At 53.8% G+C, this 16,757-nt stretch carries 13 protein-coding genes and 7 tRNA genes; 2 read left to right on the top strand and 18 right to left on the bottom strand.

The window, feature by feature from the left end; translation table 11 throughout:
• Complete coding sequence (leuS, locus tag P3C52_RS13330; protein ID WP_275555468.1) at nt 1-2,583, bottom strand: leucine--tRNA ligase; 2,583 nt, start codon at nt 2,581-2,583, stop codon at nt 1-3.
• Between the two features lie 234 nt (nt 2,584-2,817).
• Here leuS and P3C52_RS13325 point away from each other — a divergent pair, with 234 nt between their 5' ends.
• Nucleotides 2,818-3,303: a zinc ribbon-containing protein gene (locus tag P3C52_RS13325; protein WP_275555467.1), complete on the top strand. Its 486-nt coding sequence runs from the start codon at nt 2,818-2,820 to the stop codon at nt 3,301-3,303.
• A gap of 42 nt (nt 3,304-3,345) precedes the next feature.
• Here the strand turns inward: P3C52_RS13325 and P3C52_RS13320 are convergent, their stop codons facing one another.
• From P3C52_RS13320 to miaB, 9 genes are all read right to left on the bottom strand, one after another.
• Complete coding sequence (locus P3C52_RS13320; RefSeq protein ID WP_275555466.1) at nt 3,346-4,071, bottom strand: amino acid ABC transporter ATP-binding protein; 726 nt, start codon at nt 4,069-4,071, stop codon at nt 3,346-3,348.
• Nucleotides 4,072-4,749, bottom strand: coding sequence for a glutamate/aspartate ABC transporter permease GltK (gene gltK, locus P3C52_RS13315; protein WP_275555489.1), 678 nt, complete (start codon nt 4,747-4,749; stop codon nt 4,072-4,074).
• Nucleotides 4,749-5,489 carry an amino acid ABC transporter permease gene (locus P3C52_RS13310; protein WP_275555465.1) on the bottom strand — a complete coding sequence of 247 codons (741 nt, stop codon included), beginning with the start codon at nt 5,487-5,489 and terminating at the stop codon, nt 4,749-4,751. The genes gltK and P3C52_RS13310 overlap by 1 nt, the downstream gene beginning before the upstream one ends.
• Nucleotides 5,490-5,644: 155 nt before the next feature.
• Nucleotides 5,645-6,541: an amino acid ABC transporter substrate-binding protein gene (locus P3C52_RS13305; protein WP_275555464.1), complete on the bottom strand. Its 897-nt coding sequence runs from the start codon at nt 6,539-6,541 to the stop codon at nt 5,645-5,647.
• 398 nt (nt 6,542-6,939) lie between these two features.
• Nucleotides 6,940-8,472 carry an apolipoprotein N-acyltransferase gene (gene lnt, locus P3C52_RS13300; RefSeq protein ID WP_275555488.1) on the bottom strand — a complete coding sequence of 511 codons (1,533 nt, stop codon included), beginning with the start codon at nt 8,470-8,472 and terminating at the stop codon, nt 6,940-6,942.
• 43 nt (nt 8,473-8,515) lie between these two features.
• A complete protein-coding gene (corC, locus tag P3C52_RS13295; protein ID WP_275555463.1) occupies nt 8,516-9,394 on the bottom strand; it encodes a CNNM family magnesium/cobalt transport protein CorC in 879 nt (292 codons plus the stop codon).
• Nucleotides 9,395-9,471: 77 nt separating this feature from the next.
• Nucleotides 9,472-9,945 carry an rRNA maturation RNase YbeY gene (ybeY, locus tag P3C52_RS13290; protein ID WP_275555462.1) on the bottom strand — a complete coding sequence of 158 codons (474 nt, stop codon included), beginning with the start codon at nt 9,943-9,945 and terminating at the stop codon, nt 9,472-9,474.
• Complete coding sequence (locus P3C52_RS13285; protein WP_275555461.1) at nt 9,942-11,000, bottom strand: PhoH family protein; 1,059 nt, start codon at nt 10,998-11,000, stop codon at nt 9,942-9,944. The genes ybeY and P3C52_RS13285 overlap by 4 nt, the downstream gene beginning before the upstream one ends.
• Before the next feature lie 208 nt (nt 11,001-11,208).
• The gene (gene miaB / locus P3C52_RS13280; RefSeq protein WP_275555460.1) at nt 11,209-12,633 is read right to left on the bottom strand and encodes a tRNA (N6-isopentenyl adenosine(37)-C2)-methylthiotransferase MiaB; all 1,425 of its coding nucleotides are present in this window, start codon (nt 12,631-12,633) and stop codon (nt 11,209-11,211) included.
• 172 nt (nt 12,634-12,805) lie between these two features.
• On the opposite strand from miaB, the gene ubiF reads away from it, so the two are divergent.
• Nucleotides 12,806-13,978 carry a 3-demethoxyubiquinol 3-hydroxylase gene (gene ubiF, locus P3C52_RS13275; protein WP_275555459.1) on the top strand — a complete coding sequence of 391 codons (1,173 nt, stop codon included), beginning with the start codon at nt 12,806-12,808 and terminating at the stop codon, nt 13,976-13,978.
• An 87-nt stretch (nt 13,979-14,065) separates the two neighbouring features.
• On the opposite strand, the gene P3C52_RS13270 is transcribed toward ubiF, so the two are convergent.
• The 8 genes from P3C52_RS13270 to asnB all read right to left on the bottom strand — a co-directional run bounded on the left by P3C52_RS13270 (nt 14,066) and on the right by asnB (nt 16,610).
• Nucleotides 14,066-14,140, bottom strand: a tRNA-Gln gene (locus tag P3C52_RS13270).
• Nucleotides 14,141-14,166: 26 nt separating this feature from the next.
• A tRNA-Gln gene (locus tag P3C52_RS13265) sits at nt 14,167-14,241 on the bottom strand.
• Between the two features lie 6 nt (nt 14,242-14,247).
• Nucleotides 14,248-14,324 (bottom strand) — tRNA-Met (locus P3C52_RS13260).
• 21 nt (nt 14,325-14,345) lie between these two features.
• Nucleotides 14,346-14,420 (bottom strand) — tRNA-Gln (locus P3C52_RS13255).
• 35 nt (nt 14,421-14,455) lie between these two features.
• A tRNA-Gln gene (locus P3C52_RS13250) sits at nt 14,456-14,530 on the bottom strand.
• 23 nt (nt 14,531-14,553) lie between these two features.
• A tRNA-Leu gene (locus P3C52_RS13245) sits at nt 14,554-14,638 on the bottom strand.
• Between the two features lie 8 nt (nt 14,639-14,646).
• Nucleotides 14,647-14,723 (bottom strand) — tRNA-Met (locus P3C52_RS13240).
• A 219-nt stretch (nt 14,724-14,942) separates the two neighbouring features.
• Entirely contained in the window at nt 14,943-16,610 is a 1,668-nt protein-coding gene (gene asnB / locus P3C52_RS13235; protein ID WP_275555458.1) for an asparagine synthase B, read from the bottom strand.
• Between the last annotated feature and the right edge of the window lie 147 nt (nt 16,611-16,757).

Here is a 16,757-nt window from a genome sequence, read left to right as displayed (position 1 = left end):
TTAACCTACAACCAGGTTAAGCAGTTTGCCCGGGACGTAAATCACTTTACGAATCGTTACGCCGTCCAGGTATTTCGCTACCAGATGCTCCTGCGCGGCCAGCGCCTGAACCTGTTCCTGAGTCGCGTCCGCCGCCACGGTAATTTTACCGCGCACTTTGCCATTAACCTGTACCACTACCAGTACTGAATCTTCCACCATAGCGGCTTCGTCAGCAACCGGCCATGGTGCCTGGTCGATTTCGCCTTCGCCGCCCAGCGCCTGCCACAGGGCAAAACTGGCGTGTGGAGTGAAAGGATAGAGCATCCGCACAACAGCCAGCAGCGCTTCCTGCATCAGAGCGCGATCCTGCTCGCTGTCCTGCGGCGCACGCGCCAGTTTATTCATCAGCTCCATAATCGCCGCGATGGCGGTGTTGAATGTCTGACGACGGCCAATATCATCAGAAACCTTAGCAATGGTTTTGTGCAGATCGCGGCGCAGCGCTTTCTGATCGTCGTTAAGGCTGTTGATGTCCAGCGCGACGGTTGCGCCTTTCTGACTGTGTTCGTAAGCCAGTTTCCAGACGCGTTTCAGGAAGCGGTTCGCTCCTTCCACGCCGGATTCCTGCCATTCCAGCGTCATTTCCGCTGGCGACGCGAACATCATAAACAGACGAACGGTATCGGCGCCGTAGCGTTCAACCATCAGCTGTGGATCAATACCGTTGTTTTTCGATTTCGACATTTTGCTCATGCCGGCGTAAATCACTTCACGGCCGGTATTGTCGAATGCCTTCACCACGCGGCCTTTCTCATCGCGCTCAACGGTAACGTCAACCGGGGAAACCCAGTTGCGCTCGCCGTTTTCGCCCAGATAGTAGAACGCATCGGCCAGTACCATACCCTGGCACAGCAGGCGTTTGGCCGGTTCATCGGAGGTGACCAGACCCGCATCGCGCAGCAGCTTATGGAAGAAGCGGAAATACATCAGGTGCATGATGGCATGTTCAATGCCGCCAACATACTGATCGACCGGCAGCCAGTAGTTCGCCGCTGCGGGATCCAGCATCCCTTTATCAAAATCGGGACAGGTATAACGGGCGTAATACCAGGACGATTCCATAAAGGTATCGAAGGTGTCGGTTTCACGCAGCGCCGGCTGGCCGTTCACCGTGGTTTTCGCCCATTCAGGATCTGCTTTAATCGGGCTGGTAATGCCGTCCATCACTACATCTTCCGGCAGAATGACCGGCAGCTGATCTTCCGGCGTCGGCATTACGGTGCCATCTTCCAGCGTCACCATCGGAATAGGCGCGCCCCAGTAGCGCTGACGAGAAACGCCCCAGTCGCGCAGACGATAGTTCACTTTGCGTACGCCGACGCCTTTTTCCGCCAGCTTGTCGGCGATGGCGTTGAAGCCCGCTTCGTGACTGAGGCCGTTAAACTCGCCGGAGTTAAACAAGGTGCCTTTTTCCGTCATCGCCGCCGCGCTAATATCCGGCTCGCTGCCGTCAAGGTTCAGCACTACCGGTTTAATTTGCAGGTTGTACTTGGTGGCGAACTCCCAGTCACGCTGGTCGTGTCCCGGAACGGCCATTACCGCACCGGTGCCATATTCCATCAGCACAAAGTTAGCGACCCAAACCGGTAGCTTTTCGCCGCTCAGCGGATGGATGGCAAACAGACCGGTGGCCATGCCTTTTTTCTCCATGGTCGCCATATCAGCTTCGGCAACCTTGGTGTTACGGCATTCAGCAATAAAATCGGCTAGCGCCGGGTTATTGACGGCGGCCTGGGTTGCCAGCGGATGACCGGCGGCAACGGCAACATAGGTCGCGCCCATAAAGGTGTCGGGACGCGTGGTGTAAACGGTGACTTTCTCTTCGCTGTCGGCCACGTCAAAAGTGATTTCCACCCCTTCAGAACGGCCAATCCAGTTACGCTGCATGGTTTTAACCTGTTCAGGCCAGTCTTCCAGCTTGTCCAGGTCGTTCAGCAACTCATCAGCGTAATCGGTGATTTTAATAAACCACTGCGGGATCTCTTTACGCTCAACTTTGGTATCGCAGCGCCAGCAGCAGCCGTCGATCACCTGCTCGTTAGCCAGCACGGTTTGGTCGTTCGGGCACCAGTTAACCGCCGAGGTTTTTTTATAAACCAGGCCTTTTTCATACAGCTTAGTGAAGAACCACTGCTCCCAGCGGTAATACTCCGGCTGACAGGTCGCCAGCTCGCGGCTCCAGTCATAGCCGAAGCCCAGCAGTTTCAGCTGGTTCTTCATATATTCGATATTAGAGTAGGTCCAGGGGGCCGGCGCGGTGTTATTTTTCACCGCGGCGCCTTCCGCAGGCAGACCGAAAGCATCCCAGCCGATCGGCTGTAGCACGTTTTTACCCAGCATACGTTGGTAGCGGGCAATCACATCGCCAATGGTGTAGTTGCGCACATGGCCCATATGAAGGCGACCGGAAGGATAGGGCAGCATTGAGAGGCAGTAATATTTCTCTTTGCCTTCTTCTTCGGTCACTTTGAAGGTCTGTTGTTGATCCCAGTGTTGTTGAACGTGGGATTCGATCTCTTCCGGGCGGTATTGCTCTTGCATGGCAGCCTGTGGTCCTTTATGAATAGCGCGAAGCCTGAACTGTGTAGATAAGATCCGCATAGCATAGCCGATAAGGCTTTGCTGCAACAACACCTGACCGCTACCGGCAGGCCATTTCTCTGCAAGCTGAAAGCATGGCTGCAAAATTTTCCGGCAATTGCTGCGCGGACAGAGCAAATCTGCGATAAGCGCTAAAATTAAGGAAAACGTTTACCGCTGATAACAGGAGAAAATATGAACAAGGTGGCGCACCATTATCAGCAGCTGATCGCTTCCCTGAGTGAACGCTTAACCCAGGGCGAGCGCGATATTGACGGCATGGTTGAGCGTGCCCGACAACAGTTGCTAATGCACAGCGATTTGACCCGCAATGAAGTGAATGAGGTAACGCGCGCGGTACAGCGCGATTTGGAAGAGTTTGCCCGCAGCTATCATGAAAATGAAAACGACGATCCGACCGACAGCGTGTTTATGCGCGTGATACGTGAAAGTCTATGGAAAGAGCTGGCCGACATTACTGACAAAAGCCAGCTGGAGTGGCGTGAAGTCTTTCAGGACCTGAATCATCATGGCGTTTATCAAAGCGGCGAAGTGGTGGGGTTAGGTAATCTGGCCTGTGAAAAATGCCACTTTACCCGGGCCATTTATACGCCGGAAACCCTGACGCTCTGCCCGGAGTGCGGACACGATCATTTTCAGCGTCAGCCTTTTACGCCCTGACAGGAAAAAGCGGGGCAGCCTGCAGACTGCCCTGGCCATTAGTTAGTGCAGGATCTTCGCCAGGAAATCTTTGGCGCGATCGGAACGCGGATCGGCGAAAAAGGCCTCTTTCTGGGTGTCTTCGATAATCTTGCCCTCATCCATGAAGATGACCCGATTCGCTACTTTACGGGCGAAGCCCATTTCATGCGTTACTACCATCATCGTCATGCCTTCATGGGCCAGCTCAACCATCACGTCCAGCACTTCATTAATCATTTCCGGGTCGAGCGCGGAGGTGGGTTCGTCAAACAGCATCGCCACCGGATCCATACAGAGCGCGCGCGCAATCGCGACGCGCTGCTGTTGTCCGCCTGACAGCTGGCCGGGAAATTTGTTAGCGTGCGCGGAAAGGCCAACGCGCGTTAGCAGCTTCAGCCCTTTTTCTCTGGCCTCATCTTTGTTGCGCTTCAATACCTTGATTTGCGCCAGCGTCAGGTTTTCTACAATGCTGAGATGAGGAAAGAGTTCGAAATGTTGGAAGACCATGCCGACTTTAGAACGCAGCTGGGCCAGATTAGTCTTCTTATCGTTGAGCGGAATGCCGTTAACTTCAATGGTGCCTTGTTGAATCGGCTCAAGACCGTTGACGGTTTTGATCAGCGTGGACTTGCCGGAGCCGGAAGGGCCGCACACCACGACCACTTCGCCTTTATTCACCTGCGTTGAGCAATCGGTCAGCACCTGAAAGTGACCATACCACTTTGAAACGTTTTTCAGGGTAATCATTTATACCGTCCTTTTTCTTTTTAGATAGCTGACCAGCGTTGACGCACTAATACTGATAACGAAATAGACCAGACCGGCAAACAGAATCATCTCGACCTGCGTACCGTCGCGCTCGCCGATGGAGGAGGCGGTGCGGAAGAAATCGGCCAGACTTAACACATAAACCAGCGAGGTATCCTGAAACAGCACAATGCCCTGCGTCAGCAGCAGCGGCACCATGGCGCGGAACGCCTGCGGCAGAATAATCAGGCGCATGGTTTGTAACGGCGTCATTCCCAATGCGAGGCCCGCGTTGGATTGCCCACGGGAAATGCTTTGAATACCGGCGCGAATAATTTCGGAATAGTAGGCTGCTTCAAATAGCGAAAAGGCAACCATCGCCGAAATCAGGCGAATATCGGTTTTAGGTGACAATCCCAACACCTGCTGTAAAAAGCTCGGCACCACCAGATAAAACCACAACAGCACCATGACCAGCGGCACGGAGCGGAACAGGTTGACGTACAGTTTGGCGAACCAGCTGATCGGCTTGAAGGTTGAAAGGCGCATTACCGCCAGCAGGGTTCCCCACAGGATGCCGAAAACCACTGCCGTGACGGTAATTTTCAGCGTGATAACCAGGCCGTTGAGCAGGTAGGGCAGGCTGGGGACAATCGAACTCCAGTCAAATTCGTACATCATTTACTCCCCATGTTGCCAGGTAAACGCACTTTGCGCTCCACCAGGCTCATCAACAGCATAATAATCAGGTTGATGGCGATATAGGCGAGCGTGATAGCGGTAAAAGATTCATAGGCGTGAGCGGAGTAATCCAGCAGCTTGCCCGCTTGCGCAGCCATATCCACCAGGCCGATGGTGGAAGCGATAGCGGAATTTTTTACCAGGTTAAGCATTTCCGAGGTCATCGGCGGCACGATCACCCGATACGCGTTGGGCAGCAGCACATAGCGATAGGTCTGCGGCAGCGTTAATCCCAGCGCCAGTCCGGCATTTTGCTGGCCGCGCGGCAGCGACTGAATGGCGGCACGGACCTGTTCACAGACGCGGGCCGCGGTAAACAGACCGAGGCAGATAGTGGAGGAGAGGAAAAACTGCAGGTTAGGATCCAGCTCAGCTTTAAACCACATGCCTAAATCTTCACCCACCAGCTCCGGCGCCACCAGATACCAGAAAAAGAACTGAACGATTAGCGGAATATTACGGAACAGCTCGACATAGCAGGTGCCGATAGCTGACAGCAGACGGCTGGGCGCGGTACGCAAAATGCCAAAAAAGGATCCGACAAAAAAGGCGATAACCCAGGCGCAAACTGAGACGGTGACGGTGGTTTGTAATCCTGACCACAGCCAGCCGAGATAGGTGGTGTTTCCAAAGGGGGCCTGTTCAAAAAAGATGCCCCAGTTCCAGTCAATACCCATAACAAACTCCGGTAAAAAAGGGTAGCTAAGCTACCCTGAAGATTGATGAGAGGCTTCTGTGGAACGTCTGTCGGGGAACGACCGACTGACGCTGTCTGTCCGAGCCTGTTTTCAGCAATCGAGTGGGCGACGCATCGCCCCTGTTTTCGTTGTAATTAATTCAGCGCTTTATCATTTGGCGTTTTGAACAATGCTTTCATATCGTCAGAAAGCGCAAAGTTCATATTGAGGTTTTTCGGCGGGATCGGCTGTTTAAACCAGGTATCGAACCATTTTGCCGCTTCGCCGGAGGTCTGCGCTTTGGCGATGGTTTCATCGACCAGCGCCTTAAAGGCCGGATCGTCTTTGCGCAACATACAGCCGTAGGCTTCTTTCGACTGCGGCGTGCCGACAATTTCCCAGTTATCCGGCTTCTTCGCTTTGGCGCGTTCGCCAGCCAGCAAGGCATCATCCATCATAAAGGCTACGGCGCGTCCGGTTTCCAACGTGCGGAACGAATCGCCATGATCTTTAGCGCTGATAATGCGCATCTCCAGATGCTTCTCATCATTCAGTTTATGCAGCAGCACTTCAGAAGTAGTACCGGAAGTCACCACCACGGTTTTACCCTTCAGATCGGTGAAATCTTTAATCGGGCTGCCTTTTTTAACCAGCAGGCGCGTGCCGATAATAAATACCGTATTGGAGAATGCAGCCTGTTTCTGGCGCTCCAGGTTATTGGTGGTGGAGCCACATTCAAAATCGTAAGTGCCGTTCTGCAGCAGAGGAATACGGTTTTGTGAGGTAACAGGCAACATCTTCACCTGCAAATCAGGCTTGTTTAACTTGGTCTTAATCGCTTCGACGATGGCATTAGAGTAGGCCTGTGAATAGCCAACGACTTTCTGTTGGTTATCGTAATAAGAAAAGGGAACGGAAGATTCACGATGCCCGACAACGATCACGCCGTTATCATTAATTTTTTTCAACGTGCCGGTGAGTTCTTCTGCCTGGGCCGCGCCTGTTACCGCACTGAGCAACAGAAGAGACAGCGCCACTTTACGCATCTGCATGTTCCAACTCCTTCGTCGTTTTGGCACCTAATCCAGGCACCGAGATAAGATTATTTATGCCTGCTGCTTTTCTTTTCGTTCCAGTTCCAGAACGCGTTCTGAATAGCCTCTAACATAGCGGAATGTTAACGCAATGAAACAAAAAAGTTTGTTTTTTGCGAAGCCCGCCGCACCAAATAGATGCATTTTTACCGCGCTGCCCTGGCAGAGAGCAGTGGTTGAACCTTAACGGTGCAATATCGAATATGTTTTAAAGCCAACTAAGGCCTGTAGCGGTTTCGCCAGCCAGATAATGCAAGTGCTGTGCCAGCCACGTTATGGGAGGAATATGTCGTTTTAATGAAGGAGAAACAAAGAGGAAAGCAGGCGAAGCGCGCTGGCTTCGCCTGAGAGGATAATTAACGGTTTGTGCGACGGGCGAGAACAATGGCAGCCAGCGCAAATACCAGCGTCAACAGCCAGACAGTGAGGTTGCCGGTACGCGCATACGGCGTCAGGCCGGTAGTCGGCGTAACCTTTGCCTCCAGAACCTGACGGGTAAATTGCGGAATAATATGTTGCACGTTGCCGTCGGCGCCGACCACTGCGGTTACGCCATTATTGGTGCTGCGCAATAGCGGCCGTCCCAGTTCCAGCGCACGCATACGCGCCATCTGGAAATGCTGCCAGGGGCCAATTGAATGCCCAAACCAGGCATCGTTGGAGACCGTCAGCAAAAAATCGGTAGCGGGCCGGAAATTATCCCGAACCTGCTGACCCAGCACGATTTCATAGCAGATGGCCGTCGTCAGGTTGTAGCCTGCGGCCTGCAGCTGGGGCTGAATATAATCGCCACGGCTGAAAGAGGACATCGGCAAATCGAAGAACGGCGCCAGCGGACGTAACAACGATTCCAGCGGTACAAACTCGCCAAACGGCACCAGATGATTTTTCTGATAGCGATTACCGCCGTAATAGTTGTAAGGTTGCTTGCCGCCTAAAACAATTACCGAGTTGTAATCGTGATAACGATTGTTCTCCAGCCGCGAATCAACAATTCCGGTAATCAGCGTACTGCCGCCAGCCTGAAACGCGCTGTCCAGCCCATGCAGGAAAGGCTGTTGATTCACTTCCAGATCGGAGATTGCCGATTCGGGCCAGATGATGATTGGCGCTTTGCCAATGAAGGGCCGGGAGTAATCACTGTAGATGCGCAGCGTATTACGCAGCTGCTCCGGGTCCCATTTCAACGACTGCGGAATGTTGCCCTGCACCAGTGCAACGTTAACCGCGCGTGCAGGCTGCGGCTGATACCAGCTGATATAACGCAGCGGCCAGGGCAATACCAACAGCGCCAGCGCCGCCAGAGCAGGCCACAGACGACACTGCGTCAGTGCATAAACCGCCAGGCCAGCGATAATCATCAGCACGAAAGTCAGCGATTCCACGCCAGCCAGCGGCGCCAGCCCTTTCAGCGGGCCGTCAATCTGACTGTAGCCGAACTGCAGCCAGGGGAAGCCGGTCAGGATCCAGCCGCGCAGAAACTCGCTGACCTGCCAGGCAACGGGCGCCAGCAGCGTTAGCCTTAATAAGGTTGTACGCGGGCTAAGACGGTTAATGACCGCCGCAAACAGTAGGGGATAGAGCGCAAGGTAAGCGGCCAGCAAAATCACCAGCAGCACATTAACCGGACCGGGCATGCCGCCAAAGGTGGCGATGCTGACATAAACCCAGTTAATGCCGCTGCCGAACAGGCCGAAACCCCAGGCAAAGCCAATGGCGGCCGCCTGCGGTGTAGTGCGTTGCAGCGTGAGCGCCTGCAGCCCGATTAACGATAATAGCGCGGCAGGCCAAAAATCATAGGGGGAAAAAGCCAGTGTGCCGACGGCGCCGGCACATAAAGCCATCAGCAGGCGAACCTGCTGACGGGCATAGAGAGAGGCAATAGCCATAAATGTGTTATTCATCCAGAATCAGGCATTAGCCATAAAAGCGTTAGTCTTCCAGGACAGGCAGCGGCGCATTTTCCGGTATTTTTACATGCACCTGAATAATACGACGGCTATCCGCCATGGCGACTTTAAACTCATAACCTTCAATCTCAATGCTTTCACCGCGCGCTGGCAGATGACCAAACGCCTGCATCACCAGGCCGCCAATGGTATCGACCTCTTCATCGCTGAACTGCGTCGCAAAGGCTTCGTTAAAGTCTTCAATCGGCGTCAGGGCGCGAATGGTATAGGAGTGACGGCTAAGCTGACGAATATCCCGATCTTCTTCATCGTCATATTCATCTTCGATTTCACCCACGATCAGCTCAAGAATGTCTTCAATGGTCACCAGGCCGGAAACGCCGCCAAACTCATCGATGACAATCGCCATGTGATAGCGCTGGGAGCGAAACTCTTTCAGCATGCGATCGACGCGCTTGCTTTCAGGCACAACCACCGCCGGACGCAGCACTTTCTCCATGCTGAACGGCTCTGATTCGCTGCTCATAAACGGCAGCAAATCTTTTGCCATCAGGATCCCTTCGACATGATCTTTATCTTCGCTAATTACCGGGAAACGTGAATGCGCAGACTCAATAATTACCTGCAGACACTCTTCCAGGCTTTGATTACGTTTCAGCGTAATCATCTGGGAGCGAGGGATCATAATATCGCGGACGCGCTGCTCGGCGATATCCATGACGCCTTCCAGCATGTCACGGGTATCCTGATCGATCAGCTCGTTCTGTTCGGAATCGCGAATGAGTTCCAGCAATTCCTCACGGTTTTTAGGCTCACCGTGAAAAAGCTGGTTGAGAATGAGGGAAAAGAAGCCCTTTTTACTACTGGGACTGTCGCTGTTTTGTGAATGGTCGTCGCTCATGGCGTTCTGGTTTGGGTCTCACTTTATCAGGATCGGCCTGCCAGCGGTTTGCCGGCAGGGTTTCATAGCAGGTCGCCTTACGGCGCCTCTTTCTCCGAAATGTACGGATCGGGATAACCAAGAGCAAGCATTATCTCAGTCTCCAGCGATTCCATCTCTTCGGCTTCATCATCTTCAATATGATCGTATCCCAGCAAATGCAGGCTGCCGTGGATAACCATATGCGCCCAGTGTGCTTCCAGCGCTTTCTCCTGCTCAGCTGCTTCCTGCTCAACGACCTGACGACAAATAATCAGGTCGCCCAGCAGCGGCAGCTCAATCCCCGGCGGCGCCTCAAAAGGGAAAGAAAGCACATTGGTCGGCTTATCCTTACCGCGATAGGTTAGGTTAAGATCGTGACTCTCGGCTTCGTCCACTACGCGAATGGTGACTTCGCTTTCCGGTTGAAACTGCGGTAGCACCGCTTCCAGCCAGCGACGAAAATCGGCTTCGTCAGGCAGTCCGCTGGCCTGCTCGCAGGCCAGTTGTAGATCGAGTATTACCTGACTCATTTTGGTTCCTGTGATGCTTGTACTGCCTGCGCTTCGCGCTTGCGTTCTTCCGCCAGCTTATCGCGGCGTTTTTGGTCGGCTTCTTCCCATACCTCATAAGCGGTTACGATGCGGGCGACCACCGGATGGCGCACCACGTCTTCGCTGTGGAAGAAGTTAAAGCTGATCTCTTCAACATCAGACAGCACCTCAATCGCATGGCGCAGACCCGATTTGGCGTTGCGCGGCAGGTCGATCTGGGTGATGTCGCCGGTAATCACCGCTTTGGAGTTAAAGCCAATACGGGTCAAAAACATCTTCATCTGCTCGATGGTGGTGTTCTGGCTTTCGTCGAGAATGATAAAGGCATCATTCAGCGTGCGGCCTCGCATATATGCCAGCGGCGCTACCTCAATCACGTTGCGTTCAATCAGCTTTTCAACGCGCTCAAAGCCCAGCATCTCAAACAGCGCGTCATACAGCGGACGCAGGTAAGGATCGACTTTCTGGCTCAGGTCACCAGGCAAAAAGCCCAGCTTTTCACCCGCTTCGACAGCAGGACGCGTCAGCAGAATACGACGAATTTCCTGACGCTCCAGCGCATCCACCGCGGCGGCTACCGCCAGATAGGTTTTACCCGTACCGGCAGGGCCAACGCCGAAAGTGATGTCGTGGTCGAGAATATTGGCAATATACTGCGCCTGATTCGGCGTGCGTGGCTTGATAACGCCACGTTTGGTTTTGATATTCACCGCTTTGCCATATTCCGGCACGCTTTCCGCCGTTTGCTCCAGCACGCGGCTCTCTTTAATCGCCAGGTGAATCTGTTCCGGCTCGATGTCCGCGATCACACCGCGTACGGGCGCGGTATCCACGTACAGATTACGCAGAATGTCAGCGGCGGCGTTAACGCAGAGCGCACGGCCAACCAGTTTAAAGCTGTTATCGCGGCGGCTGATTTCAATGCCCAGCCGGCGTTCCAGCTGTTTTACGTTATCGTCAAACGGACCGCACAGGCTCAGCAACCGATTGTTATCCGCAGGTTCTAAAACTATTTCGCGAGTTTCGATATTCAAACTAATCCTTTGGGTCGCTCAGGGCCAGTTGATAAGTCACTAAGGGCTTGCCGCCTGCGGCGCAGGCGAACCATAGCAAAAGTATTTATGTCATGGCGGAAAGGCGCAAGCCATAAAGCCGATATTTGGGCGCTGCTTTCAGAAAGCAAGGGGAGGGGAACGAAATTGTACGGTGGGCAAGAGGCGCCCACCGCTGCGTGTTTTAACATCAGGGCTGGTAGATGGCGACGCCAATTTCGTTTTCTTTACGTGTGCGCGCAATGACCGAAGCCGGGCTTTCCGCGACGCGCAGGCCCATCTCTTCTTCTGTACGAACCACGATGCCGCGCAGAGAGTTAGGGTAAACGTCAACAATTTCCACATCGACGAACTTACCGATCAGCTCCGGCGTGCCTTCAAAGTTGACGACGCGGTTGTTTTCCGTACGGCCAGAAAGCTCCATCACATTCTTACGCGATGGGCCTTCTACCAGAATACGCTGAACGGTGCCCATCATGCGACGGCTCCAGGCCATCGCCTGCTGGTTGATGCGATCCTGAAGAATATACAGACGCTGCTTTTTCTCTTCTTCGCTGACATCATCCGGCAAATCGGCCGCCGGCGTGCCGGGACGCGCAGAATAGATAAAGCTGAAGCTCATATCGAAGTTAACGTCGGCAATTAGCTTCATGGTCTTTTCAAAATCTTCCTGCGTTTCGCCAGGGAAGCCGATGATAAAGTCCGAGCTGATCTGAATATCGGGACGCGCTTCTCTCAGTTTGCGAATGATCGCTTTGTATTCCAGCGCGGTATGGGCGCGCTTCATCAGCGTCAGGATGCGATCGGCGCCGCTCTGTACCGGCAGATGCAGGAAGCTCACCAGCTCCGGCGTATCGCGATAGACGTCAATAATATCATCGGTAAATTCGATCGGATGGCTGGTGGTAAAGCGAATGCGATCGATACCGTCAATGGCGGCGACCAGGCGCAGCAGTTCAGCGAAAGAGCAGATGCCACCGTCATAGGTCGCGCCGCGATAAGCATTTACGTTCTGGCCCAGCAGGTTGACTTCGCGTACGCCCTGGGCGGCCAGCTGGGCGATCTCCAGCAGGATATCGTCACAGGGACGGCTGACTTCTTCGCCGCGCGTATAAGGCACCACGCAGAAGGTACAATATTTGTTACAGCCTTCCATGATCGAAACGAAAGCGGTCGGGCCTTCGGCACGCGGTTCCGGCAGACGATCAAACTTCTCGATTTCCGGGAAGCTGATATCCACTACCGGGCTTTTCGAACCGCGTACGGTATTGATCATTTCCGGCAGGCGATGCAGCGTTTGCGGGCCGAAGACAATATCGACGTAGCTGGCGCGCTGACGAATATGGTCACCTTCCTGCGAGGCGACACAGCCACCCACGCCAATAATTAATTCCGGGTTACGCTCTTTCAGCGTTTTCCAGCGGCCCAGCTGATGAAAGACCTTCTCCTGCGCTTTTTCGCGGATTGAGCAGGTATTGAGCAGCAGAATATCAGCTTCTTCCGCCACTTCCGTGAGGGTATAGCCGTGCGTACTCTCCAGCAGGTCGGCCATTTTAGATGAATCGTATTCGTTCATCTGACAGCCCCAGGTTTTGATATGCAGTTTTTTACTCATCTAACGTGCCATTTATCAGTGCAGGAAGGATTGCAGGGCGCGTATTGTAATGCTTTGCTGCTGTTGTGACCAGTCTGTCGGCTTTTCTGTTTTCCGCTGAATTTCCGGTACACTTTAAAACGGGCTCGCTGCCCTGTCGCAGCGAGACGGCAGGGCACAGAAGGATAAATGTATGGATCAAACGCAATTCGATGTCGTCGTGGTTGGCGGAGGCATGGTGGGCGCGGCGCTGGCAAGCGGGCTGGCACAGCAGGGATTTCAGGTCGCGGTGCTGGAACGAGAGATCCCGTCCGCCTTCAATCCTGACGCGCCGCCGGATATTCGCATTTCCGCCATCGGCTGCGCCTCGGTGGATTTACTTAAACAGCTGGAAGTCTGGCCGGGCGTTCAACAGATGCGCTGTGCGCCTTACCGCAAACTGGAAACCTGGGAGTGGCAGACGGCGCGCGTAGCATTTGATGCCGCCAGTCTTGGTCTGCCGGAGCTGGGTTATATGGTAGAGAATTCTGTGCTGCAGTTGGCGCTGTGGCAGCGTTTGCAGCAGCAGCCGGTAACGCTTTTCGCGCCGGCGAAATTGCAGCAGCTACAGCAGTATAACGGCGGCTGGCGGCTGACGCTGAAGGATGGAAAACAATTCTCGACCCGCCTGGTGATCGGTGCCGACGGTGCCAATTCACAGGTGCGTCAGCTGACCGGCATTGGCATTCAGGGCTGGAACTATAGCCAGTCCTGCATGTTGATTAGTGTGGAACTGGAACACGAGGCGGGCGATACCACCTGGCAGCACTTTACGCCTGATGGTCCGCATGCGCTGTTGCCGCTGTATGGTCGCTGGGCCTCGCTGGTCTGGTATGACAGTCCGGCCCGTATTCGTCAGCTCCAGGCGCTGGCGCCGGAACAGTTGCAAAAAGAGGTGGCGCGCTGCTTCCCGGCGCGGCTGGGACGTTTTCGCGTGCAGCAGGCCGCTTCCTTTCCTTTAGTGCGTCGTCATGCGACGCGTTATGTGCTGCCCGGACTGGCGCTGGTCGGCGATGCGGCGCATACCATCAATCCGCTGGCGGGGCAGGGCGTAAATCTCGGCTACCGTGACGTTGATGCGTTGATTGATGTGTTAGTCATGGCGCGCAATCAGGCGGAGGACTGGGCATCAGAGCGCGTGCTGCTGCGCTATCAGCGCCAGCGCCAACGGGATAATCTGCTGATGCAGAGCGGTATGGATCTGTTCTATTTTGCCTTCAGCAATCGCCTGCCGCCGCTGCGTATGCTGAGAAATATAGGATTGATGGCCGCGGAACGCGCGGGCGTGCTGAAGCGTCAGGCGCTGCGTTACGCGTTGGGACTGTAAGCGCGACACGGGCGGTACGCCGCCCGTTAAAAACACTTGAACGACAGACGCAAAAAAGCCCGCAAAAGCGGGCTTTTTCACACTGTTTGGCTGGGGTGCAGGGATTCGAACCCCGGAATGCCGGAATCAGAATCCGGTGCCTTACCGCTTGGCGACACCCCAATAAATTGGGATAAACAGTTTGTAATTGGCTGGGGTACGAGGATTCGAACCTCGGAATGCCGGAATCAGAATCCGGTGCCTTACCGCTTGGCGATACCCCAATAAAATGGTGGCTACGACGGGAATCGAACCTGTGACCCCAGCATTATGAGTGCTGTGCTCTAACCAGCTGAGCTACGTAGCCAAATTTTATTGCTTTCTGATGTGGCTGGGATACCTGGATTCGAACCAGGGAATGCCGGTATCAAAAACCGGTGCCTTACCGCTTGGCGATATCCCAAGATCCGATCACGCATCAGTTTTACATCAGAAATATGGCTGGGGTACCTGGATTCGAACCAGGGAATGCCGGTATCAAAAACCGGTGCCTTACCGCTTGGCGATACCCCATCCGTGCTAACCGATGACTGAAATGGTGCGGGAGGCGAGACTTGAACTCGCACACCTTGCGGCGCCAGAACCTAAATCTGGTGCGTCTACCAATTTCGCCACTCCCGCAAAAAAGATGGTGGCTACGACGGGAATCGAACCTGTGACCCCAGCATTATGAGTGCTGTGCTCTAACCAGCTGAGCTACGTAGCCATCTTTTTTCGCGCTACCTTCATCGGCGTTGCGGGGCGCATTATGCGTATTGCACTCAATAGCGTCAACAAGTTTTTTGTCGTTTTTTTGCTTTCGCGTTTCGTTTGACTGGCTTGTAACCAGCATGATGATAAAAACGACGATTTTTGATCGTAACTACACCAAATACAATAGAAAACGGGCCGTGCAGGCCCGTTTTTACACTCTACTTTCCGCCGCTTATTTATAGGCAGACTGGTGAACGCCTACGGCGCGACCAGACGGATCGTCCATGCTTTTAAACGCTTCATCCCATTCAATCGCTTTGGCGGAAGAACAGGCCACTGACGGGCCGCCAGGCACGCATTCGGCCGCGCTCGGCAGTGGGAAAAGCTCTTCGAAGATCTCACGATAGAGATAAGCCTCTTTAGAGGCCGGCGTGTTGTACGGGAAACGATAACGCGCGGTCTCTAACTGCTGATCGCTAACCTGCTGAGCGGCAACTTCTTTCAGCGTATCGATCCAGCTGTAACCTACGCCGTCGGAGAACTGCTCTTTCTGACGCCAGGCTACGCTTTCCGGCAGGTAAGAGGAGAAGCACTCGCGCAGGATATGTTTTTCCATCTTGCCGTTGCTGCCGCACATTTTATCCTGCGGGTTGATGCTCATCGCCACGTCGAGGAATTTTTTATCGAGGAAGGGTACACGCGCTTCCACGCCCCAGGCGGACATCGCTTTGTTAGCGCGCGCGCAGTCATACATATGCAGCGCCATCAGCTTACGCACGTTTTCTTCATGGAACTCTTTGGCGTTCGGCGCCTTATGGAAATAGAGGTAGCCGCCAAACACTTCGTCCGCACCTTCGCCGGACAGCACCATCTTAATGCCCATCGCTTTGATCTTACGTGACATCAGGTACATCGGCGTTGAGGCGCGAATGGTTGTCACATCGTAAGTTTCAATGTGATAAATCACATCGCGAATCGCATCCAGCCCTTCCTGTACGGTGAAGTGAATTTCATGATGCACCGTACCCAGATGGTCAGCGACCGCTTTCGCCGCTTTCAGATCGGGTGAACCTTCCAGGCCGACGGCGAACGAGTGCAACTGCGGCCACCAGGCATCGCTCTGATCCTGATCTTCTACGCGTTTCGCGGCGAAACGTTTAGTCACTGCTGAAATGATCGAGGAATCCAGACCGCCGGAGAGCAGCACGCCGTAAGGCACATCAGACATCAGGTGGCCTTTCACGGATTCTTCCAGCGCGTTTTTCAGCGCGGTGGCGTCGGTGGTGTTGTTGGCGACGTTGTCATATTCCATCCAGTCGCGCTGGTAGTAACGACGAATTTCGCCGTCGGTGCTGGAAAGATAGCTTCCCGGCGGGAATTCTTTAATGGTGCGGCAGACCGGCACCAGCGCTTTCATTTCGGAGGCGACAAACAGGTTGCCATGTTCGTCGTTGCCCATATAGAGCGGAATAATGCCGATATGATCGCGGCCAATCAGCCAGCTTTTCTTTTCGCTATCGTAAAGAATAAACGCGAACATACCCTGCAAATCATCAAGGAAATCGATGCCTTTTTCCTGATAGAGCGCCAGGATCACTTCGCAGTCGGAGCCGGTCTGGAATTCATAGCGATCGCTCAGTTCAGCACGCAGCGCCTGATGGTTATAAATTTCACCGTTTACGGCCAGAACGTGGGTATGCGCCGCGTTATACAGCGGTTGCGCACCGTTGTTGACGTCAACAATCGATAAACGCTCATGCGCCAGAATAGCATGCTCATCAGCATAGACGCCGGACCAGTCCGGGCCGCGATGACGCATAAGACGTGAAAGCTCTAACGCTTTTTTACGCAGTTCTGAAGGATCGCTTTTCAGATCGAGTACACCGAAGATTGAACACATAACCTACTCCTGATCTCACCTACCCGGTGATGTTTTCATTAATTGATGTTGGTTAAGCAACGCCTGTCGTTGCGTGATGTATAAGAAAATGCGCTATCTGCTGCATACAATGCAAGTAATTTCATTTTTTCTTGATAAAAAGATTGT

The organism is Mixta sp. Marseille-Q2659 (assembly GCF_940807255.1).
In the GTDB taxonomy this organism is placed as follows: Bacteria; Pseudomonadota; Gammaproteobacteria; order Enterobacterales; family Enterobacteriaceae; genus Mixta.
This window is presented reverse-complemented; position numbering and strand designations above follow the sequence as displayed.

What these genes read in the sequence shown, in the direction of transcription:
- P3C52_RS13325 (WP_275555467.1), top strand. Translation starts at nt 2,818, where the DNA reads ATGAACAAGGTGGCGCACCATTATCAGCAGCTGATCGCTTCCCTGAGT.
- ubiF (WP_275555459.1), top strand. Translation starts at nt 12,806, where the DNA reads ATGGATCAAACGCAATTCGATGTCGTCGTGGTTGGCGGAGGCATGGTG.
- leuS (WP_275555468.1), bottom strand. Translation starts at nt 2,583, where the DNA reads ATGCAAGAGCAATACCGCCCGGAAGAGATCGAATCCCACGTTCAACAA.
- miaB (WP_275555460.1), bottom strand. Translation starts at nt 12,633, where the DNA reads ATGAGTAAAAAACTGCATATCAAAACCTGGGGCTGTCAGATGAACGAA.
- lnt (WP_275555488.1), bottom strand. Translation starts at nt 8,472, where the DNA reads ATGGCTATTGCCTCTCTCTATGCCCGTCAGCAGGTTCGCCTGCTGATG.
- asnB (WP_275555458.1), bottom strand. Translation starts at nt 16,610, where the DNA reads ATGTGTTCAATCTTCGGTGTACTCGATCTGAAAAGCGATCCTTCAGAA.
- ybeY (WP_275555462.1), bottom strand. Translation starts at nt 9,945, where the DNA reads ATGAGTCAGGTAATACTCGATCTACAACTGGCCTGCGAGCAGGCCAGC.
- P3C52_RS13310 (WP_275555465.1), bottom strand. Translation starts at nt 5,489, where the DNA reads ATGGGTATTGACTGGAACTGGGGCATCTTTTTTGAACAGGCCCCCTTT.
- P3C52_RS13305 (WP_275555464.1), bottom strand. Translation starts at nt 6,541, where the DNA reads ATGCAGATGCGTAAAGTGGCGCTGTCTCTTCTGTTGCTCAGTGCGGTA.
- P3C52_RS13320 (WP_275555466.1), bottom strand. Translation starts at nt 4,071, where the DNA reads ATGATTACCCTGAAAAACGTTTCAAAGTGGTATGGTCACTTTCAGGTG.
- corC (WP_275555463.1), bottom strand. Translation starts at nt 9,394, where the DNA reads ATGAGCGACGACCATTCACAAAACAGCGACAGTCCCAGTAGTAAAAAG.
- gltK (WP_275555489.1), bottom strand. Translation starts at nt 4,749, where the DNA reads ATGTACGAATTTGACTGGAGTTCGATTGTCCCCAGCCTGCCCTACCTG.